The organism is Brevundimonas pondensis, from assembly GCF_017487345.1.
Lineage (GTDB): Bacteria > Pseudomonadota > Alphaproteobacteria > Caulobacterales > Caulobacteraceae > Brevundimonas > Brevundimonas pondensis.
In genome coordinates this window covers 3,206,730-3,226,387 of the sequence record NZ_CP062006.1, presented here as the reverse complement: position 1 = coordinate 3,226,387, position 19,658 = coordinate 3,206,730, and the positions used below count along the sequence as shown (strand labels likewise).

The window sequence follows — 19,658 nt, the reverse complement described above, 5'->3', positions numbered from 1 at the left end:
AAGTCCCTCTTGCCAGCGACGCGACCCTAACCGGTCATGTCGCTGCAGAAAACGCCCCGCTTGAGTTCACGCGAGCGTGAGCGCCTATTTCGCCGAAAGAATGGCGCGTCGAGCCAGCCAGACACCCTGATCGCCGCCGTTTTCGACCGTCAATCCGGCCTCGACCAGAAGGCGGCGATAGGCATCCGGGGCCAGGCTGCCGTGATAAAGGGGTTCGCCGCGCCATTCCCCGATCGCCTCGCCGTGGGCGGGACCGGCGGTGAACATCAGTCGGCCGCCGTCCGCCACGCGGGCGGCCAGCGCCGGGAGGAGCAGGGTCTGGGCCTCTGGCGTCAGGTGGAACAGGCTGTGCCAGGCCAGAACGCCGCGGAAGGCGCCGTCCGGCAGGTTGTCGCGCATGTCGCCCAGACGCCAGTCGCCGCAGGGCAGGGTTGCGCGAGCGTGGGCGATCAGGTCAGGCGCGGCGTCCAGACCGGTCACTGGAAAGCCGCGCGCCAGCAGGGCGGCGCCCATGGGCCAGCCCGAACCGCAGCCGACGTCCAGCACAGGGGCGCCGGGCGGCCAGCCCTCGCAGAAGCGGTCCAGCCAGGCGACCTCGTCCCAGTCGCCCTCGTGCTGGCGCAGGGCGGCACCCCGGTCACGGATCCAGTCTGCGGCCCTGTCCTGATAGAGGCCGATGATCCGGTCCGCGGCCGGATGGCTCATTGGGCCAGGAAGGCGTCCAGGTCGCCGTAGAAGGCCGTTGGCTGGTCCAGCATGATGAAGTGGGCGCTGTCGTCGACGCGCTTCAGCTTTGCGCCTGGCAGCGTGGCGAACGACATCTGGTAGATGGCGTCGGTGATGGCGTCGGTCATGCGCGGGTCGTTGAACTTTACATAGAGGACCTCGACCGGGGCGGTGATCTTGCCCAGTTCGGGGCGCAGGTCGGTGACGATCAGTTCGCGGAAGGCGGAGGCCGAGACCTGCTGGTCGCTGTTTTCCACGTCGGCCAGGGGGCCGGGGCGGGCCGCCTCGGTCCTGATCATGCCGGTGACGGCGGCCCTGGCCTGGGTGAGGTACTGATCTCGCGGCGCGGTCGATTGGGCGGTGAAGACCTGATCGGCGACGGGGACGACGCTTTGCGCCGTTGTTCCGGGCGGGCCGAACATGGCGCCCATGAAGGGGATCATGTCCACGACCATCAGCTTGCCGACCAGGTCGGGATGACGCGCGGCCAGCATCATGCCCATGGTGCCGCCCATGGAGTGACCGACGACGGCGGGCTTTTGCAGACCCTGTTCGCGGATGTAGCGGGCGATCTCCTCGGCCACGGGGGCGGCGACGGGGCCGGCGGCGTTGCCCTCGGCGGGGGCACCGGCGAAGCCCTGAACGTGGATGCGGTGGACGCGATAGGCGCCGTTCAGATGATCGACCGTCCCCTGCCAGACGGCGGGTGAGGAACTGAGGCCGGGGATGAAGATGACGTCCGGACCCTGGCCCTCGACGGCCACATGGATGCGGTCTGAGGCGAAGGCGGCGTGCGCATGACTGTGGGCGGCGGCATGGTTCACATGGCCGTCCTGGGCGTGGGCGGCCAGGGGCGAGACCAGGACCAGAAGGGCGGCGGCGAAGGCGGTGCGATGGTTCATGTCGTGGCTCCCCGAGTGATGATCTTTGAGCTAGATGATCAACTTTATAATGTAAAGTTCTTTTTGTGATCCATCATCGACCCCGACGACATGGACGGTGTCTCTTGATAGAGAGGCGGGATGAAGCCAGTCGCAGCCGATCCCGTCCAGTCCCTCGCTTCCGCCGCGCCCGAAGCGAAAGCCCCGCCCACCGCCTTCGGCAAGGGCTTCGTGCGCGACGCCTGGTATTTCGTCGCCCTGGCGCGCGACGTGCCGGTGGCCAGCCTGAAGCGTTATGAGGTGATGGACGAGCCGGTTCTGGTCGGTCGCACGCGCGCGGGCGAGGTCTACGCCATGCGCGACATCTGCCCCCACCGCGCCGCGCCTCTGTCGGCGGGTCGTCTGGTCGAGAAGCCGGGCGAGGGCGAGACCATCGAATGCCCCTATCACGGCTGGCGCTTCCGTCCCGACGGCGTCTGCGCCGCCATTCCGTCGCTGGTCGAGGATCAGGCTTTTGAGGCCAACCGCATCAAGGTGCGCTCCTATCCGGTGCGCGAGAGCCAGGGCCTGGTCTTCGTCTGGATGGCCGCGGACGCGCGCAATCCGTCCGAGCCGGACTGTGAGCCGCCGCTCTTCCCCGGCGCCGAGGGCGAGGCCAAGCTGGTCGAGGCCATGGATTTCGACAGCCATATCGACCATGCCGTCGTCGGCCTGATGGACCCGGCCCACGGCCCCTTCGTCCACCAGCAGTGGTGGTGGCGATCCGAGCATTCGATGCACGAAAAGGCCAAGACCTTTGCGCCGCGCGACTATGGCTGGGCCATGGTGCGCCATGCCCCGTCGTCGAACAGCCGTCTCTACAAGATCCTGGGCGGGGCGCCGGCGACCGAGATCACCTTCCGCCTGCCGGGCTATCGCTGGGAGCATATCCAGGTCGGCGCCAAGCAGGTGCTGGCCCTGACCTGCCTGACGCCTGTCACTGAGACCAAGACCCGCATCACCCAGATCTTCTGGTCCGATCACTGGGTGTTCAATGTCGCCAAGCCCTTCCTGCGGATGGGCGTCGTCGCCTTCCTGAAGCAGGACGGCGGCATGGTGAACCTGCAGAACGAGGGACTGAAATACGACCCGGCCCTGATCTGGATCGACGACGCCGACAAGCAGGCCAAGTGGTACCAGCAACTGAAGCGCGAATGGACCAGGAGCCGCGCCGAAGGCCGCGCCTTCGTCAACCCGATCAAGGAGGTGGTCCTGAGGTGGAAGAGCTGAAGCTCTTCTAGGGCGCTATCGCTCGCGGCGCGGCCGCTCGCTGCTTGAGCGCTTTTCGCTGCGGTATCTTGTCTGGCGCGCGCGAAGCGCCAGGCCGCGTCGGATCGGGAGGTCCCGGAGGGCCGACGACCGCGGCCCTCCAAGAATGCGTCAGCCTACTGACGCGCCAGCTGGCTTGAGAGGATCAGGTCCAGCTGCTTGCGGATGTGCGGCGTCAGTTCCTCGATGCCCCAGTGGTCGTAGGCGGCGTAGCGGAAGTTGGCGACGAAGACGTCCCAGATCATCCGGCCCATGACCAGCTGGTCCAGATCCTGGCGCAGTTCGCCTTCGCGGATGCCGGCCTGCAGCACGGCGATGATGGCCTCGATGATCGGCTTGACGAAGGTGCGCGAACGTTCGTCGGCGGCCTCGGGCTGGAACCAGGAGCGGGCGATCATCGCCTGCATCAGCGGCAGGTGCTCCAGCGAGCGGTGGTAACCGGCGGTCAGGCCCTCGGCCAGGCGCTCGGCGACGCGGCCTTCATGACCGGCGGCCGTCTGGATGTCCTGCAGCAGTCCGCCCATTTCCTCGGCGAAGACACACTCGAACAGTTCCGCCTTGTCCTGGAAGTTGGCGAAGACCGCGCCGGTGGACATACCCGCGCCCTTGGCGATGTCGCGGATGGTGGCGGCGTCGTAGCCGCGCTCGGCGAACAGGGCGCGCGCGGCGTCCAGCACCTTCTGACGGGTGCGAATCTTGGCGGCCTGGCGGCGGTTCAGCCGGGGCTGGCCCTCGGCCTCGGCAGCCTCGTGGGCGGACAGGGTGGTCTCACGCATCAGCAAAATACTCTGGCAGCTCGGGAGGGCGAAAGCGCCTCGCCGTCGTGAAGGAACATCAAAGCCGTCAGGTACAGGTCGACGCCGCCTCGGCGAGAACCACGAACCCGGCGACGAACGACGTCCCATGGGGGGAAGGACGAACTTTCATCACCGAACAATGACCAAAATGGGTCATGAAACAAACTCAAGTCTTGCTCAAGCTTGACCTTAACGTCAATCAGAATAAGGGATTTTACTTACTCGAGCCTTCGGCGCCAAGGTCCGGGGCGGAGGCGCGCAGGGTGCGGAAGGCGCGGGCCGGTCGAGCGCCACGGCCATCCGGCGCCGCCGCCTGGAAGGTCTGACGGAACCCGTCGCGGCGCTCATGGATCGAGGCCAGAACAAGCCCCATCGGCACGCCCAGATCCACCAAGGTGTTTTCGGCCAGTTGAAGACTGGCTTCCGTCGTCTCGGGAACAGCGTCTGTCACGCCCAGGGCGTAGAGGCGGGCGGCATGCCGATCGTCGCGGGCGCGAGCGATCAGGATCAGGTCGGGACGCAGGGCGCGGGCCGCCTTGACCACCTCATCGACCTTGGTCGGGCTATCCATGGTGACGATCAGGGCGCGCGCCGCATCCAGGCCGCAGGCGCTCAGCATCTCCGGTCGGGCCGCGTCGCCGTAGTAGACCTCGAAGCCGTCTGCTCGTCCGGACCTGACCGAGGTCGGGTCGGCGTCCAGGGCGATGAAGCGTTGATCGTGCTCGGCCAGCAGTTCGCCCACCAGTCGTCCGACGCGGCCGAAACCGACAATCAGCACGGCGCCGTCTGGGGCCAGCACGGCGGCGTCCGGAGACAGGCCTTTGATCTCGGGATCGGCGGCGGGTGCAGCCCTTTCGGTCAGGACGCGGGCGAGGACGGCGAGCAGGGGGACGGTGAACATGCTGAGGGTGGCCGCCAGCATGGCCTTGCGGGTCAGGTCGGGCGTCGCCAGGCCCTCGACCAGTCCGGTGGACAGGATGACGAAGGCGAACTCGCCCGCAGGTCCCAGAATCAGGGCTGTTTCAATCGCCGAGCGGGCGGCCAGGCCCCAGGCGCGCGCCAGGACGAAGACGACCAGGGCCTTGAGCAGGATCAGGCCGCCGGCCAGGCCCAGGACCGTGACCGGGTCGGCCGCGACAGCATCCAGATCCAGACTGATGCCGACGCCGATGAAGAAGACGCCGAGCAGCAAGCCCTTGAAGGGGTCGATGGCCACCTCGACCTCGCGACGGAACTCGGTTTCGGCCAGCAGGACCCCGGCGACCAGGGCGCCCAGGCTCATGGACAGACCAACCGCCTGGGCGGCGACGCCAGCGGCCACGACGACGAGAAGCGAGGCCGCGACGAATAATTCGCGGCCCTCGCCGCGATGCTGGGCGCGGGCGACCGAACGGAACATGGGGCGCAGCACCAGGCGGCCCAGCAGAACCATCAGGAACAGTCCTCCCGCAGCCGGGGCCAGGGTGAAGAGGGCGCGTCCCAGTTCCGCGGGTTCGACGGAGCTTCCGCTTTGGGCCAGGGACGCCAGGACGGTGACGGTGATCAGGATAGGGGCGACGGCCACGTCCTGGGCCAGAAGGACGGCGAAGGTGGCCCGGCCCGTCTCGCTGTTGATTCTTCCTTGCGCGGCCAGAACCGGCATGACCACGGCAGTCGACGACAGGGCCAGGCCCATGCCCAGAACGGCGGCGCCGGCCAGAGCCTGGCCCAGGACCATGAAGACTACGGCGATGGCCACGGCGCACAGCGCGATCTGCAACATGCCCAGGCCGAAGACCAGGCGGCGCATGGCCTTGAGCCGCTCCCACGACAGCTCCAGCCCGATCATGAACAGCAGGAAGGCCACGCCCAGTTCAGACAACTGACGGATCTGGGCCTGGTCGCCTATCGTCAGCCAGCTGAGCCATCCGCCCGACTGGGCGAAGCGCCCCAGGCCGTCGGGACCCAGCAGAACGCCAGCGGCCAGGAAGCCCAGGACCGGGCTGATCTTCAGACGATTGAACAGCGGCACGACCACGCCCGCGGCGGCCAGAAACACCACCAGATCCCTGTACTCGCCGCCGTGTGCCTGGGCCATTCGTCCTCCGTGAAGCTCAATGTGGCGCCTCTCATCACAGTCTGGCGAGCGGGCTCGATACTTTGATGAACTTTTTTTAAGACGCGTGGGCGCTCGTGCCGGGATTAGGGTCCTGGCGACCTGAGCTTCGGGGCTGATTTTAGGATTTCACTGATGAAGAAACTGCTTGTCGGGGCCGCTGCAGGCGCCCTGTTGATGCCCGCCGCGGCCTTCGCCGGCGATGGTCACGACCATGCCTGCGTCGATGACGCCTGCACGGTTTTCGAACTGTTCCAGAGCCCGGCGCCCCAGGGCGGCGTGACAGGGTGGCAGGGCACTGAAGCGCCGCGTTACGGAACCTGGGGTTTCGACATGTCCGGGCGCGACACCTCGGTTTCGCCGGGCGACAGCTTCTTCCGCTATGCCAACGGCGCGGCTTTCGACAAGCTCGAGATTCCGTCGGATCGCACGTCCTACGGTTCGTTCGCCCTGCTGCGTGAACTGTCGGACAACCGCATGAAGGCCCTGGTTCAGGGGCTGGCCGCTCGCACCGACCTGACGGCCGGTTCAGATGAGCAGAAGATCGCCGACGCCTACCGCAGCTATATTGATGAAGCGCGCATCGAACGGCTGGACGCCCAACCGCTGCAGCCCTTCCTGGCCGCCATCCGCGCCGCCGACACCCACGCGAAGATCGCCGCCTACATGGGGCAGACGCAAGGCCGCGTCGGCTCGTCCTTCTTCGGCACCGGCATCACCATCGATCAGAAGAACCCGACCCGCTACGCCGTGACGACCGGCCAGTCGGGCATCGGCCTGCCGAACCGCGACTACTATCTGGACGCCCGCTTCGCGGACAAGAAAGAGAAGTACCAGGCCTATATCGAGCGGATGCTGACCAATATCGGCTGGGCCGACCCGGCTGGTCACGCCGCCGCCATCGTGGCCCTGGAGACCAAGATCGCCGAGGCTCACTGGACCCCGATCGAGAACCGCAACCGCGACAAGACCTACAACGAGTACACTATCCGGACCCTGGCCGCCGAGGCGCCGGGCTTTGACTGGAACGGCTATTTCAACGCGGCGGGCCTGGGTTCGATCGACCGCCTCATCGTGCGCCAGAACACGGCCATGCCCAAGATCGCGGCTATCTTCGCCGAAGCGCCGATCGACACCCTGCAGGCCTGGCAGGCCTTCCACACCACCGACGACGCCGCCGGCAGCCTGTCCAAGCGCTTCTCGGACGCCCAGTGGGAGTTCCGTTCGCGCGATCTGTCGGGGCAACCCGAACAGCGCACGCGTGAAAAGCGCGCCATCAGCTTTGCCGAGGGTTCGCTGGGCGAGGCGGCGGGTCGTCTGTACGTCGCCGAATACTTCCCCGCCGAATCCAAGGCCAAGATGGAAGAGCTGGTCGCCAACCTGCGCACCGCCCTGTCGCACCGCATCGACAACCTGACCTGGATGGGCGCCGAGACGAAGGCGGCGGCCCAGGAGAAGCTGCGCAAGTTCACCGTCAAGATCGGCTACCCCGAGAAATGGCGTGATTATTCCGCTCTGGAAATCCGGCCGGACGACCTGTTCGGCAATACGCAGCGTCTGGGCCAGTTCCAGTGGAACTATCAGCTCAACCGTCTGAACAAGCCGGTCGACAAGGCCGAGTGGGGCATGACGCCCCAGACCGTGAACGCCTACTACAACTCGGCCAACAACGAGATCGTCTTCCCGGCCGCCATCCTGCAGCCGCCCTTCTTCGATCCGAACGCGGACCCGGCCGTCAACTATGGCGGCATCGGCGGCGTCATCGGCCACGAGATCGGCCACGGCTTCGACGACCAGGGTTCCAAGTCCGACGGCGACGGCGTGCTGCGCAACTGGTGGACCGATCAGGACAAGGCCAATTTTGAGGGCCTGACCAAGCGTCTGGGCGCCCAGTACGATTCCTATGAGCCGCTGCCGGGCTTCCACGTCCAGGGCGGCCTGACCATGGGCGAGAACATCGGCGACGCCGCTGGCACGGCTGTGGGTCTGGAGGCCTATCACCTGTCGCTGAACGGCCAGTCCGCGCCGGTGATCGACGGGACGACCGGGGACCAGCGCTTCTTCTACGGCTGGGCCCAGGTCTGGCAGTCGAAGTATCGTGAGGACGCGCTGAAGAACCAGATCGCGACCGACCCGCACAGCCCGGCCGAGTTCCGCGTGATCGGCCCGGTCCGCAACGTGGACGCCTGGTACGAAGCCTTTGGCGTCAAGCCGGGTTCGAAATACTACCTCGCGCCGGAAGACCGCGTCCGCATCTGGTAAGGGCGTCGTTTGATGAATGAAGAGGGCCGGAGCGGCGACGCTCCGGCCCTTTTTCATGGCGGCGTCCAATTATCGACGGCCCTTCGATAGGTGTGGTGTGATTACGCCGATCTGTGGGCGGAGCGGTTGGCTTTCAGGCATGAAAAAGCCCGCTGCGGGGGATACATCGCAGCGGGCTTTATCGCTCTCTAGGGAGCGGACGTTTCCTCCCCGAAACGCCTTCAAGATGTCGCTGCGTTTGATCGCTGCGCCTCTCGAGTGAGACCAAATGACGCGAAGGCGGGGGGCAAGTCAATCGAGCCAGGCGCCAAAAAGCAGGCATTTATGACTAAACGTCGATAACCCATGTCCGCGACGTGGATTTAATCGAAGCTTATTCGATAATGGCGCGGATGGTTCCGACCAGTGCGCTGCGGGCCACCTTTTGCTGCCCGGGACGTTCGGCCTTCCAGGCCTCGTTGTCTGCGATGGCGCCCGCGCGGGCGCGTCCGGCGTCCAGATCCTTGATGGTGACCTCGCCCGCGGCCAGCTCGTCGCCGCCGAGAATGACCACGGCTGGCGAGCCGCGGCGATCGGCGTACTTCATCTGGGCCTTCATGCCGGCGCGACCGAGGTAGAGCTCGGCGGCGATGCCGGCGGCGCGCAGTTCCGACACGGCGTCGAGATAGTGCTGCATGTCGTCTTCGGAGAAGACGATGACCACGACCGGGCCGCGCACAGCGTCGTCGGCGCCGCGGCCGGCGGCGCGCAGGGCCGAGGCCAGACGCGACACGCCGAAGGAGAAGCCGGTGGCCGGAACAGACTGGCCGGTGAAGCGGGCGACCAGGTCGTCATAGCGGCCGCCGCCGCCGATGGAGCCGAAGCGCACGGCCCGGCCCTTGTCGTCCTTGGTGTCGAGCAGCAGTTCGGCCTCGAACACGGCGCCGGTGTAGTATTCCAAGCCGCGCACGATGGTTGGGTCGAACTTCACCTCGGCCTCGCCGACGCGCATGGCGGTCAGGGCGCGGTCGATGGCCGACAGTTCAGCCAGGGCGGCTTCGCCCGCGGCGCCCAGCGAGGCGCCGGCCTTGGCCACGGCGTCCAGAACGCCCGCACGGCTCAGGCCGGGGGTCTCGGCCGAGACGAGGAAGGCCTCGACCGCGCCGATGACGGCGGCGGGGAGGCGGGCGCCCTTGGTGTAGTCGCCGGATTCATCCATGCGGCCCTCGCCCAGCAGGGCGCGCACGCCCTCCAGACCCAAACGGTCGAACTTGTCGATGGCGCGCAGGGCGGTCAGGCGCTGGACCGCGTCGGTCACGCCGCCCGCGTCGAACAGGCCGTCGAACAGCTTGCGGTTGGAGACGCGGATCACCGACTGGCCGTCGCCGAGGCCGGCGGCGCGCAGACCCTCGCAGCCCATGGCGATGATCTCGGCGTCAGCCTCGGGGCGGTCCGAGCCGACGGTGTCGGCGTCGCACTGCCAGAACTCGCGGAAGCGGCCGGGGCCGGGCTTCTCGTTGCGCCAGACCGGACCATAGGCGTAGCGGCGGAAGGGCTTGGGCAGGGTCTCCCAGTTCTGGGCGGCGAAGCGGGCCAGGGGGGCTGTGTGGTCGTAGCGCAGGGCCATCCACTCGCCCGGTTCATCCGACCCGGCGTCGTCCTGCAGGGCGAAGACACCCTCGTTGGGACGGTCGGCGTCGGGCAGGAACTTGCCCAGGGCGTCGGCGTATTCGAAGGCCGGGGTCTCCAGCGGCTCGAAGCCCCAGCGCTCGTAGACCTCGGACACGCGCGCGACGATGCGGCGCTCGGCGGTCAGGTCGCGGCCGCGACGGTCGGCGAACCCGCGCGGAGAACGGGCTTCGGGGCGGATGGGGGCTTCGTCGGTCATGTCGCGCGATTAAGCCATCGGCGGACCGGCTGCAACTTGCCGTCTGGCGCCGCGGTCAGGTCTGGCGACGCAACGGCAGGTCGTGACCATAGCTGAGGCGGCGCCACAGCCACTCCAGCGGTCCCATGCGGAAGCGGCTCAGCCACAGCGGCGACCAGATCAGCTGCAAGGCCCAGACGGCGACGACGATGGCCCACTGGCCCGGATAGTCGACCTGTCCCATCAGGCGCGGCCCCCACGGCATATAGAAGAGGCTGGTCATGATCAGGGTCTGGGTCAGGTAGTTGGTGAAGGCCATCTGCCCGACGGGAGCGAAGATCCGGCGCACCCAGCCGACCCCGCGTGAGGTCAGCAGGATCAGCCCGCTGGCGTAGGCCAGGGTGATGAAGATCGGATAGGAGGCGACAACCTCGGACCAGCCGCTGGTGGCCTCGACGCCAGGCCCGGCCATGATTTCGCGCCATTCCAGAACGCCCAGGAGGGCCAGCAGGGCGCCGCCCACGACCATCAGGGCCAGATAGATCCGGGTCGGCAGGCGGCCATGGAAAAAGCCGACCTTGAACAGGCCCAGGCCCAGCATCATCAGCGGTACGGTCGAGAAGACATAGCCGAACAGACTCATGCCTTGCAGGAAGCCCCAGGCCTTGAGGTTTTCGATCAGGCCAGCCGGCCAGCCGCTGCGATAGGCCGCGATGCTGGCGGACACGGCGCCTTCGGCCAGGGCCATGGACTCGTCGCTGAGGGCGTCGGCCAGAGCGGCCGGGCCGTTGGCGGTGAGCCACATGGTCCCGGCTTGGAGCGTGGCCAGGCCCAGGGTGGCGGCGGCCCCGAACAGGATCAGCGAGCGGGGCGACATGGAGCGCATCAGCATGACGAATAGCCCGGACCAGGCGTAGAGCAGAAGGATGTCGCCGTACCAGAAGGCGGCGCCGTGGATCAGGCCGAACAGGGCCAGCCAGAACAGGCGACGCCGCAACAGCCGCCCGCGCGCCTCGTTCCCGCGTTCGTCGCCGACCAGAAAGATCGAGACGCCGAACAGCATGGAAAAGAGGGTGACGAACTTCTGGTGGAAGAAGACCTCGACCGTCCAATGGGCCACGGCTGCGGCTCCGACCAGGGGAAAGGGCGACTGTTCGGGCGCCATGGCCGCCGCCATGGGCAGGGCGAAGGCGGCGGCGTTGACCGCCAATATGCCCAGAACAGCGACGCCGCGGAGCACGTCCAGGGTCTGGATGCGCGCACCGACGGCCACGGGGCGCGGCGTATCCACTGGTTTCGTCTGATCGATCATGGAGCCGGCTTCCCCCGTTGAACTTCGCCGCTCATGCGGGTCCAAGTTCGGCGAGGCACCTTAAATCGCTGTAATGTCAGCCGGCGCCGTTCTGCATAAGACCCATGCGGTCCTTGACGACGGGCGCGGGCGCAAAGGCGATGAAGGCCACGCACAGACCGGCCCACAGGGCGTAGCTGACGCCCACCAGAACCGCCAGCGGCAGGCCGGCGACGCCGAAGATCAACAGGGTGGTCTCCATCGCGCCCAGGCCCTGGATCAGACTTTGCGACGCGGCCACCGACAGCAGGGACATGATGACGGCGATCAGGGTCTGAACCCCGGCGGCCAGCAATCCGCCGAACACCATGAACCGGCAAACCACGCCGAGGCGGGTCGAGGGGCGGCCGACCCGCGCATGGGTCTGGCGCAACAACCACAGGCCGACGGGCGCGGCGATCAGGCCCAGGACGAGCAACACCAGCCGCCAGTCCGTGTCGACGCCCGAAGCCCAGTTCTCGGGCGGCCAGACGAGCAGGGTGATCAGCAGCGGCGGCCAGGCCGCTGCTGCCAGGGCGGCGAGCACCAGCCGCTGCGTCGAGCGTTGAGGCGCGACGCGCTTGAGGCCGGGCAGGTCCTCTATCCGGTCGAGGCGCAGCATCAGCGGGTCGGGACCGGCGCGGCGCCGGAATAGTCGTAGAAGCCGCGGCCGCTCTTCTTGCCCAGCCAGCCGGCCTCGACATATTTCACCAGCAGCGGGCAGGGGCGGTACTTGCTGTCAGCCAGACCGTCATACAGCACGTTCATGATGGCCAGGACGACATCCAGTCCCATGAAGTCGGCCAGTTCCAGCGGTCCCATCGGGTGATTGGCGCCCAGCCTCAGCGCCTTGTCGATCGAGGCGACGTCGCCGACGCCCTCGTACAGCACATAGATGGCCTCGTTCATCATCGGCACCAGGATGCGGTTGACGATGAAGGCGGGGAAGTCCTCGGACTCCGTGGTGATCTTGCCCAGGCTCTCGGCGAAGGCCACGGCGGCTTCATGGGTGGCGGCCGAGGTGGCGATGCCGCGAACGATCTCGACCAGCTTCATCGTCGGCGCAGGCTTCATGAAGTGCAGGCCGATGAAGCGATCCGGCCGATCGGTGACCGAGGCCAGGCGGGTGATCGAGATGGACGAGGTGTTGGACGCCAGCAGGGTGTCAGCGTCCAGGAGCGGGGTCAGGTCGGCGAAGACCGATTTTTTGACCACCTCGTCCTCCGACGCGGCCTCGATGACCAGGTCGGCCTTGGCGGCCTCGATCAGGGATGTGACCGGCTGGATGCGGGCCAGGGCGGCGTCCGCCTCGGCCTGGGTGATCAGGCCGCGTGCGGCGCGGCGCGCCAGGCTGGCTGCGATCTCGCCCAGGGCCAGCGGAATCCGCTCGGCCGACAGGTCGTAAAGCCGCACCTGATAGCCGCCGGTCGCCACCGTCTGGGCGATGCCCGAGCCCATTTGTCCGGCGCCGATGACGGCGACTGTCCTGATCGTGGTCATGTATACGCGCATTCTGCGGTCCCGTCGGGACCAGTCGCGGGCACCTTAGGAGCCCGCCCGCCGCGCGCAAGGGGCGGAATGGGGCCGGATTAAGATTCCTGACCGCCGTGTCCCCGCCTCAACGTTTCGCTTCAATAGCCGCCGGCCAGACCCAGCGCCGCCTGATAGAGCGGCGGCAGCAGATAGCCCTGAACGCCCTGGATGATCAGCAGGGCCACGATCGGCGTCAGGTCGATGCCGCCCAGCGGCGGGATCACCCGGCGCAGAGGCGCCAGGATGGGGCTGGTGAACCGGTCCAGGAACTCGGCCACCTGGGCCACGAAACGGTTGCGGTAGTTGATCACGTCGAAGGCGAAAAGCCAGCTGAGGATCGCATTGGCGATGATCGCGAACAGCAGAAGCTGCAGCAGCGCGCCCAGCACGAAGAAGAGGAAGCCGATGACGCCGGCGCCGATGCCCATGAACGAAGTTCCTTTGAATGCAGACCCGTTTCTAGCGGGGCCTTTCGGGAACGCCAAGGATTCCTCCGCGACCCGTTGACACCCCCCCGCGCCGCCCTCTATCTCCAGCCTCTGCCTGTCGGTCGGGGCCGTAGCTCAGTTGGTAGAGCGCGTCGTTCGCAATGACGAGGTCAGGGGTTCGACTCCCCTCGGCTCCACCAGGGTAAGGCGTTTTACTGAAGATTATCAACGCGCTAGTGGCTCTCCAGCCGTTCGGCCCTAAAGCTGACCCTAAAGCGCTTTTCGTCAATTTAATCGCTCGGCTTTGGATGTAGTCTTGGTCCTTTCGCGCAATCAGCGCGCGGCTATAAATGCCGCAGCGTCGACACGAGCATTTCATGCGCGCACAGGCTTTACCCGGGCGGGCCAAAGACTCTGGACCGATGAAGAACTCGCCGCCCTGCGACAGCACTACCCCGATCCGGTGAAGTGCGGCGATGCTATTCCCCTCCGAACGTGGGCTGCCATTAAGGGGAAGGCGCAGCGTCTCGGCCTCGCTCGGCCGCTGAGGGTGTGGCTGCACAGTGAGGAAAAAGTCGTATTGCGCGACTATCCGTCGGAGAGACTGGTCGTCGATATCGCGGCGGCAATCGCAAAGACGAATCGACAGGTATGGGGAAAAGCTAACTCCAATAGACTGCGACGACCGCGTAAACGGCCGCTCCCTGCTCGCGATCCATTGGCCGACGCAATCCGGCAGCGCGCATTCGATCTCTGCATCACCTTAGCTGATCTAGACCGGGACCTTGGACATGGAAGCCGGTTCCGTATCCGGCGAGCCGCAAGAAGCAATCGCTTGACCGTTCAGGCTGTGAAAATTTTAGGGGGGCGGTTAGTCGCTCGCATTCCGTGAGACCGTGGACGGAAGAAGAGGACGCGATCCTCACGCGCCTCTACCCAGATTATATTCGAGCACTCGGGTGCTTGCAGGGACGTACCTACTACGCCTTGAGAAATCGGGCGCGTGGATTAGGCCTGACCAGGGAACGTCACCGCTGGACCGTCGCCGAACTCAAGACACTCGCTCGATTGTGGAAGGCAGGAGCTTACGGGCCCGAAATTAGGCGAGCCTTTCCCGACATCCCTTATGCTACGGTTCGTACGCGTGCCCGCCAGATGGGGTTGGGGCGTAGGTATCGCCGACAAGGTGTTGGCGATCCTCTTTACGATGCCATCGCCGCAGCCGTAGACCGACAGCGTCTTACCTTCCGCCAACTCGATGCGCTGGCAGGTACAGGTCAAGCCTTCTATCGAGCACGCGCCACGACAGCCCAAATGGTGGCAGCAGCAGAGGCTCTGGGCCTTATCGTTGAGATTGAATGGGAATGAGGAAATTCATTCCGAAGACCCGATATGCGGGATTTGAATGCTCAACAACGACGCGAACATAGAGAGAACAAATCGCTTGGCGTTGCCGCAGTCGGCGCCTTAGGAGTCCGCCCGGGTCGGCAACCTCGGAGGATGACATGGACACGCAACCCTGCGGCCCAGACGAAGCGTTTGCCCGCGACTTGGTCGAACTGGACCGGGAGCTTGAAGCCCGCACCGACCCCCAGATGCCCGAGAAGACCGTCAGCCTTATGGCGGGCCTGATCGCAGGCATGACCCATGTCGGGAGGCCGGCGCGATGACCGAAGCCGTTCCCAGCGCAGCCCAGATCGAAATGACCAAGATGCTGGCCATTCGAAGCCAGGGCGAAGCCGCCGATCACGACCCGGTTCTGATCAACATGCAAGCGCGAAGCCTTGCGCACTTGGAGCGTATCGCGCCGGGCGCTACCGAGCTGGTGCGCGCCTTCTTCGAAGACATGAAGGCCAAGGGCATCGACCCGCGGACGGCCCTTCCATGAGTCGCTACAAGGGAGCGTCAAAGAAGTCGGCCATCGACGCCGCCGATCTACGCGAGTTGGCGGATTGCTACCGTCGCGTCTGCCGCATCCACGCGAGCCTGAACCCGGTCTGCGATCAGATCCTGCCGCTGATGGCGGTCTCGGCCACCCTCAAGGCCTGTTGGGCTGAACTGAGCGGCGCGGGCGGCTTCGCGTGGACCTATCCAGGCGACGGCATTCCAATGGACGGTCTCGCGCCGGGCGCCGATCGCTCAGGCAAGCCGCGTGAACCAGCGCCTATGTATCGTTTCGGTCTGGACCAGCCCCAGGGAACCAATCCCGGCGCCTCTGACTGAATCTCCCATAGGAGGTCGACATGTCGAAGCTGGTACGATCACAAGCTGGGGTGAAGTTGGAGCGCGTCGAGCATCTGGCGGCGCGTCAGAAGCGGGAAACCTTCTTTCGGTTGACCACCCACAGGAAGGCGTCCGAACGCCTGATCTTCGATGAGGCTGAAGCCCAGCGCGCCTTCGCGCGAGAGGTCGCCGCTTCGCTTGAGGATGACGTGGTCAAGGGCCTGATCAGGCGGGGCGTGGTGGACCTTTGATAAAAAAAGACCCCTCGCTGATCAGGCGAGGGGCCAAGCGCGCATCATCGAAGAAGAGGAGAGCGGCGCTGATAGCCGGGCCACCGCTCAAACAGCCGGCGCTGTCTTTTGCCGAACGAGACAATCCGTGAGAGGTTCCGACCATGTGCAACCTCTACCGGCAGCGCAGCGGCCCCCAAGCGATCCTCGACCTGTCGCGCGCCATACGCTCCGACGTCGGCAACATGGAGCCGCGGGACATCTACCCCGACTACGCGGCGCCTATCGTCAGAACCGGCACCGATGGCGTCAGGGAACTGGCGCTGGCGCGCTGGGGCATGCCTTCGTCGAAGAAGGCCCTGCTGGATGCGGCCACCAAGCGGGCCGATAAGCTGCGCGCCAAGGGCAAGGACGTGGACTTTCCCAAGCTGCTGGAGCTGGAGCCTGACAGCGGAACGACCAACGTCCGCAACACCAGCTCGGCGCACTGGAGGCCATGGCTGAAACCCGAGAACCGGTGCCTGGTCCCCTTCGACGCCTTCAGCGAGCCGGGCCGTGACGCCGAGGGCAGGTATCGGCCGGTCTGGTTCGAACTGGACCAGACCCAGTATGAACCCCTGGCCTTCTTCGCCGGCATCTACGTCCGCGACTGGACCTGCGTCCGCAAGATCAAGACCGGCATGGAGACATGCGACCTGTTCGCTTTCCTGACGACAGAGCCCAGCGAGCCGGTGAAGTCGGTTCACCCCAAGGCCATGCCGGTCATCCTGACCGAGCCCGATGAGATAGAGGCGTGGATGACGGCGCCGTGGGAGATCGTGAAGGAACTGCAGCGTCCGCTGCCGGATGGGGCCCTGGTGGTCATCTGAGCGCAGACTCAGGTAGACGGCCGGGTATGACCCCCGACGAACTGACTACCGCCATCGACGCCATGGCCGCTGCCGCTGGCGGCGATGCGAACCTGTTACCCGGGCTGATCGAGGCCAACAGCACCGACTGGTGCGAGACGCTCTATCAGATCGAACGAACCGCCAAGACGCTGGACGAGGGCATCCGGCACCGCGGCGTGAAGGTCGTGGTCTCATCCCTGTTCGAAACGAAGGTGCTGACCCGCGCCGAGGCGGGCGACCGAGGCGCGCCGTATCGGAGCCTGCTGCCGAAAGGTTGAGGCCTAGAATCGAGACGCCCCCGCCGGCTTAGGGACGACGGGGGCGCTTAGTCCCCTCCCAGGGACTACACAGACAGCAAAGCGGCCAGCCCTGCCTGTCTGCAAGCGTTCAACAACGCGGCACCGGTTTGGTTCCAAATGCAAGAAAGCCCGCCCCGGCGAACCGGAGCGGGCCACCAACCCGGAGAGGTTAGTTAAGCGGCGTCGCGAGCAGCGATCTCTCGCGCCCGGTCTTCGCTGCCGATGTGACGGTGTCCTTTGAGGACCTCGTTCACGCGCGCCGAGTTGACATCGAAGCTGGCGGCAATCCGGTTCTGATATTCTCCAGCCCAGTGCCGAAGCCAGATAGCGACGGCGTCATCGAAGGTGAGCCGATGACTCGGCCCATTGAAGTTGGCAGCAACCATAAATTCCGGGCTCCTTTGGTCCCGAAAGTATGGCTGGCGGATTGACAGCAACCTCGAACACGACAATAAGCGTCACGTGATCACAAAAACAAACCGCCAGCCGGTTTGATTAGAGGCCCGGGTGACAGCCCGGGCCTTTCCTGTATGTTGAACGCAGAGCGACCAACCCGTAGCCGATGCACGGATTCGCTGATTCGAGTCAACCAATTGACGTAATTCGTCTTTTTCTCGCCGTCTCGTCTGCTTGGCTGCTGCGCGCCGATCAAAAGCAGAAAGCCCCGTCGCCAGGTAAGGGCGACGGGGCTCATAGCGGAGCTTGAAGGCTCGACGCTGAAATGTCCGAATTTTGGATATTTGGCTTAGCCCGGCCAGAGCTTGGCCCACCACGGCCGCTCTATTCGCCTGACCGCCGCCGTGTCCCGCGCCTCGCACGACGTCACGATCTCCACCACGTCCGCTGTCCGGCCGTTGGCGCGAGCGAGCTGACCTGTCTGCTCGATCCCGAACACCTGCCAGTCGGTCTCGACGGCGTCGGCCGGCGGCAGGGCGGCGGACGGAACAGGCTCAGTCCACCCGCTGGGGATCAGCGAGGAGCAGCCGACAGTCGGGCCCAGCACCTGGGTTGATCCGGCACACGCCCCGGCGAGCGGCGAGAGTAGCAGCAGAGCGATCAGGGGCCTGACGGACATCGGCGGTTCCTTCCTGGACGTCATTGGTGATCTGGTCGTTTCGGGTGTCGGCGCGGTCGCGGACGGCGCTGGCGTCCTGAGCGGCGCCGGTGCGCCCCTCGGCGAAGGTCTGGCCTGCCCCGGCCTTGCGGGCGTCGTGTCGGGCGCTGCGCATGGTGAAGACGGCCATGGCCAGGCTCAGGACGATCCCGAGGACCAGCAGGCCGAAGATGATCTTGGCGGTTGTGTCGAAGGCCTTGAAGGCAGCGATCATCGAACCAACTCGAAGTGCGGACCGTCGGTGAAGACCTTCTTCCCGGCCTTGCGACGCGCGGCGCCATAGGCTTCGACCGCCGCCTTCATCGCGCCGGGCGTGCCGATCTTGATGTCGGCCAGGTCGATCCACGCTCCGCCCCAACGGACAGGGACGCCAAGCTCTCGCGCGGCCTGCCAGACGGCGGCGGCGATCACATAGATGGGCTCCCACTCCCAGCGCATCTTGCCGTTGATGAACGGGACCAGGTCGACGGCATGGCCGTATCCGTCCGCTTGCGCCCGGTGCTTGGAGTTCAGGGTCTGCGAGGCGCCCGAGGCGACGTAGCGCTTCTGCTCTTCCAGCGTGCGCAGGCCGTCATGAACGCTGAAGTCCTGCGCGGTGTTTACGATGGCGCGCTCGACCACGCGGACGAGGTCGGGGTGCACGCCCTTAAGCTCGGCGCGCGACTGCGCACCAAGGCGATAGGCCATGATGGTCTCCAGTTCAGATTGTGATGTTACGTAATTTTACGTATGACGGTCGTCAGTGACCGGCTCAGGGAGGGGCCAGCGCCAATGAAAAACGCCGTCATTCTGCGCGTGACGTCTGATGCCCCAGGGGCAGGCCTGCGGACCTGGTACGAGTTCGCGCCGTTGATTGACGGTCGCCCACGCCGTCGGCCCGATCACATGATGGCTTCGGTTGAGGGCGCGGCGCGGCGAGCCCGGGCCCATGGCTTTGAGCCTGCTGATGAAGTGATCGATTTTCGGCCGCGATAGATCACGTGAGGCTGAACCGATGATCTGGCCAGCTTGGGTGGATATTGTTCTCGGCGGCTGCGGCCTGATCTGGTGCCTGGACACCTGGGGGAAGCTGCGGAACCGCGCGCCATGGCATCCGCACCTCATTCCCTCGACCATCGGCCTGACGATCTTCAGCGTCCTGCTTCTGGTCGTCGGCGCGGCGCGATGGATACAGAACCCGGGCAGCTAGCCTCCGGCCGCGCTCAGCACCACCCCGACCACGATCAGGATCAGAACAGCGGCGCCGGCCATCATGCCCAGCCTGACGACACGACAGGGCTGATGCTCGCTGGCGGATCGCCCATGCGGCTCAGGCGGCAGGGCGAAGGCCAGCTCCGCGACAGCCTCTTCGGACACGCCCCGACGGGCAACAAGGCCGAGGATGCGCTCTGTCCAGGGCGGCGGCGCGCGGTCGCGCATTACCCACTCCAGCAGGATCAGCGACAGCCCCAGCATGACCACGGCCGAGGCCGGGACCAGCAGACTCATATGCTGAACCGCGAAGGCTCGGCCGGGGAAGATGAACGACAGCCCCCGCGCCACCAGAACCGCGGTCGAGAGGAAGAAGAAGCCCCTGACGCTCCAGTGAGCCGTGACCTTGGTGTGATAGGTCGGGCCCAGCAGGCGGAACACCTGGCTCAGCACCGCCCCGGCGCCGAGGAACACCAGCCCCGTCGCCAGGACCATCGGAAGGGCT

23 protein-coding genes and 1 tRNA gene are annotated in these 19,658 nt (G+C 66.0%); 10 read left to right on the top strand and 14 right to left on the bottom strand.

Translation table 11 applies throughout. The features are described 5' to 3' along the window. Positions 1-84: 84 nt before the first annotated feature. Together IFE19_RS15885 and IFE19_RS15880 are read right to left on the bottom strand one after the other, a co-directional pair. The gene (locus IFE19_RS15885; protein ID WP_207824005.1) at positions 85-705 is read right to left on the bottom strand and encodes a class I SAM-dependent methyltransferase; all 621 of its coding nucleotides are present in this window, start codon (positions 703-705) and stop codon (positions 85-87) included. Beyond that, positions 702-1,628 (bottom strand): alpha/beta hydrolase, encoded by a 927-nt coding sequence (locus tag IFE19_RS15880; protein ID WP_207824003.1) that lies wholly within the window; start codon positions 1,626-1,628, stop codon positions 702-704. The genes IFE19_RS15885 and IFE19_RS15880 overlap by 4 nt, the downstream gene beginning before the upstream one ends. Positions 1,629-1,748: 120 nt before the next feature. On the opposite strand from IFE19_RS15880, the gene IFE19_RS15875 reads away from it, so the two are divergent. Beyond that, a complete protein-coding gene (locus tag IFE19_RS15875) occupies positions 1,749-2,876 on the top strand; it encodes an aromatic ring-hydroxylating oxygenase subunit alpha (RefSeq protein WP_207824001.1) in 1,128 nt (375 codons plus the stop codon). Positions 2,877-3,031: 155 nt separating this feature from the next. On the opposite strand, the gene IFE19_RS15870 is transcribed toward IFE19_RS15875, so the two are convergent. Then, complete coding sequence (locus tag IFE19_RS15870; RefSeq protein ID WP_207823999.1) at positions 3,032-3,691, bottom strand: TetR/AcrR family transcriptional regulator; 660 nt, start codon at positions 3,689-3,691, stop codon at positions 3,032-3,034. A 235-nt stretch (positions 3,692-3,926) separates the two neighbouring features. Next, positions 3,927-5,789 (bottom strand): cation:proton antiporter domain-containing protein, encoded by a 1,863-nt coding sequence (locus tag IFE19_RS15865; RefSeq protein ID WP_207823997.1) that lies wholly within the window; start codon positions 5,787-5,789, stop codon positions 3,927-3,929. A gap of 153 nt (positions 5,790-5,942) precedes the next feature. On the opposite strand from IFE19_RS15865, the gene IFE19_RS15860 reads away from it, so the two are divergent. Continuing rightward, entirely contained in the window at positions 5,943-8,069 is a 2,127-nt protein-coding gene (locus IFE19_RS15860; RefSeq protein WP_207823995.1) for a M13 family metallopeptidase, read from the top strand. A 373-nt stretch (positions 8,070-8,442) separates the two neighbouring features. Here IFE19_RS15860 and hisS read toward each other — a convergent pair whose 3' ends face one another. From hisS to IFE19_RS15835, 5 genes are all read right to left on the bottom strand, one after another. Continuing rightward, positions 8,443-9,936 (bottom strand): histidine--tRNA ligase, encoded by a 1,494-nt coding sequence (gene hisS / locus IFE19_RS15855; RefSeq protein WP_207823993.1) that lies wholly within the window; start codon positions 9,934-9,936, stop codon positions 8,443-8,445. Between the two features lie 55 nt (positions 9,937-9,991). Beyond that, the gene (locus IFE19_RS15850) at positions 9,992-11,227 is read right to left on the bottom strand and encodes a DUF418 domain-containing protein (protein ID WP_207823991.1); all 1,236 of its coding nucleotides are present in this window, start codon (positions 11,225-11,227) and stop codon (positions 9,992-9,994) included. A gap of 76 nt (positions 11,228-11,303) precedes the next feature. After that, positions 11,304-11,867 (bottom strand): hypothetical protein, encoded by a 564-nt coding sequence (locus IFE19_RS15845; protein WP_207823989.1) that lies wholly within the window; start codon positions 11,865-11,867, stop codon positions 11,304-11,306. After that, positions 11,867-12,745 (bottom strand): 3-hydroxybutyryl-CoA dehydrogenase, encoded by an 879-nt coding sequence (locus IFE19_RS15840; protein ID WP_207823986.1) that lies wholly within the window; start codon positions 12,743-12,745, stop codon positions 11,867-11,869. The genes IFE19_RS15845 and IFE19_RS15840 overlap by 1 nt, the downstream gene beginning before the upstream one ends. 131 nt (positions 12,746-12,876) lie before the next feature. Continuing rightward, positions 12,877-13,206 carry a YggT family protein gene (locus IFE19_RS15835; protein ID WP_207823984.1) on the bottom strand — a complete coding sequence of 110 codons (330 nt, stop codon included), beginning with the start codon at positions 13,204-13,206 and terminating at the stop codon, positions 12,877-12,879. Between the two features lie 124 nt (positions 13,207-13,330). Here IFE19_RS15835 and IFE19_RS15830 point away from each other — a divergent pair. The 7 genes from IFE19_RS15830 to IFE19_RS15800 all read left to right on the top strand — a co-directional run bounded on the left by IFE19_RS15830 (position 13,331) and on the right by IFE19_RS15800 (position 16,827). Then, a tRNA-Ala gene (locus tag IFE19_RS15830) sits at positions 13,331-13,406 on the top strand. Positions 13,407-14,711: 1,305 nt separating this feature from the next. Continuing rightward, complete coding sequence (locus IFE19_RS15825; protein WP_207823982.1) at positions 14,712-14,876, top strand: hypothetical protein; 165 nt, start codon at positions 14,712-14,714, stop codon at positions 14,874-14,876. Next, positions 14,873-15,094 carry a hypothetical protein gene (locus IFE19_RS15820; protein ID WP_207823980.1) on the top strand — a complete coding sequence of 74 codons (222 nt, stop codon included), beginning with the start codon at positions 14,873-14,875 and terminating at the stop codon, positions 15,092-15,094. The genes IFE19_RS15825 and IFE19_RS15820 overlap by 4 nt, the downstream gene beginning before the upstream one ends. Then, entirely contained in the window at positions 15,091-15,429 is a 339-nt protein-coding gene (locus IFE19_RS15815) for a hypothetical protein (RefSeq protein ID WP_207823978.1), read from the top strand. The genes IFE19_RS15820 and IFE19_RS15815 overlap by 4 nt, the downstream gene beginning before the upstream one ends. A 20-nt stretch (positions 15,430-15,449) precedes the next feature. After that, positions 15,450-15,680 (top strand): hypothetical protein, encoded by a 231-nt coding sequence (locus IFE19_RS15810; RefSeq protein ID WP_207823975.1) that lies wholly within the window; start codon positions 15,450-15,452, stop codon positions 15,678-15,680. A gap of 143 nt (positions 15,681-15,823) precedes the next feature. Continuing rightward, the gene (locus tag IFE19_RS15805; RefSeq protein WP_207823973.1) at positions 15,824-16,528 is read left to right on the top strand and encodes an SOS response-associated peptidase; all 705 of its coding nucleotides are present in this window, start codon (positions 15,824-15,826) and stop codon (positions 16,526-16,528) included. Positions 16,529-16,554: 26 nt separating this feature from the next. After that, complete coding sequence (locus tag IFE19_RS15800) at positions 16,555-16,827, top strand: hypothetical protein (RefSeq protein ID WP_207823971.1); 273 nt, start codon at positions 16,555-16,557, stop codon at positions 16,825-16,827. A 194-nt stretch (positions 16,828-17,021) separates the two neighbouring features. Here the strand turns inward: IFE19_RS15800 and IFE19_RS15795 are convergent, their stop codons facing one another. The 4 genes from IFE19_RS15795 to IFE19_RS15780 all read right to left on the bottom strand — a co-directional run bounded on the left by IFE19_RS15795 (position 17,022) and on the right by IFE19_RS15780 (position 18,649). Next, a complete protein-coding gene (locus IFE19_RS15795) occupies positions 17,022-17,234 on the bottom strand; it encodes a hypothetical protein (protein ID WP_207823969.1) in 213 nt (70 codons plus the stop codon). A gap of 359 nt (positions 17,235-17,593) precedes the next feature. After that, on the bottom strand, positions 17,594-17,851 hold the full coding sequence (locus tag IFE19_RS15790) for a hypothetical protein (RefSeq protein ID WP_207823967.1): 258 nt from the start codon (positions 17,849-17,851) through the stop codon (positions 17,594-17,596). Further along, positions 17,799-18,176, bottom strand: a complete 378-nt coding sequence (locus IFE19_RS15785) for a hypothetical protein (protein WP_207823965.1) — start codon at positions 18,174-18,176, stop codon at positions 17,799-17,801. Before IFE19_RS15785 ends, IFE19_RS15790 begins: the two co-directional genes overlap by 53 nt. Further along, complete coding sequence (locus IFE19_RS15780; RefSeq protein ID WP_207823963.1) at positions 18,173-18,649, bottom strand: M15 family metallopeptidase; 477 nt, start codon at positions 18,647-18,649, stop codon at positions 18,173-18,175. The genes IFE19_RS15785 and IFE19_RS15780 overlap by 4 nt, the downstream gene beginning before the upstream one ends. A gap of 307 nt (positions 18,650-18,956) precedes the next feature. On the opposite strand from IFE19_RS15780, the gene IFE19_RS15775 reads away from it, so the two are divergent. Continuing rightward, positions 18,957-19,151 (top strand): hypothetical protein, encoded by a 195-nt coding sequence (locus tag IFE19_RS15775; protein WP_207823954.1) that lies wholly within the window; start codon positions 18,957-18,959, stop codon positions 19,149-19,151. Here IFE19_RS15775 and IFE19_RS15770 read toward each other — a convergent pair. Further along, entirely contained in the window at positions 19,148-19,648 is a 501-nt protein-coding gene (locus tag IFE19_RS15770; RefSeq protein ID WP_207823952.1) for a hypothetical protein, read from the bottom strand. The two genes, IFE19_RS15775 and IFE19_RS15770, sit on opposite strands and share 4 nt — an antisense overlap. Positions 19,649-19,658 lie beyond the last annotated feature (10 nt).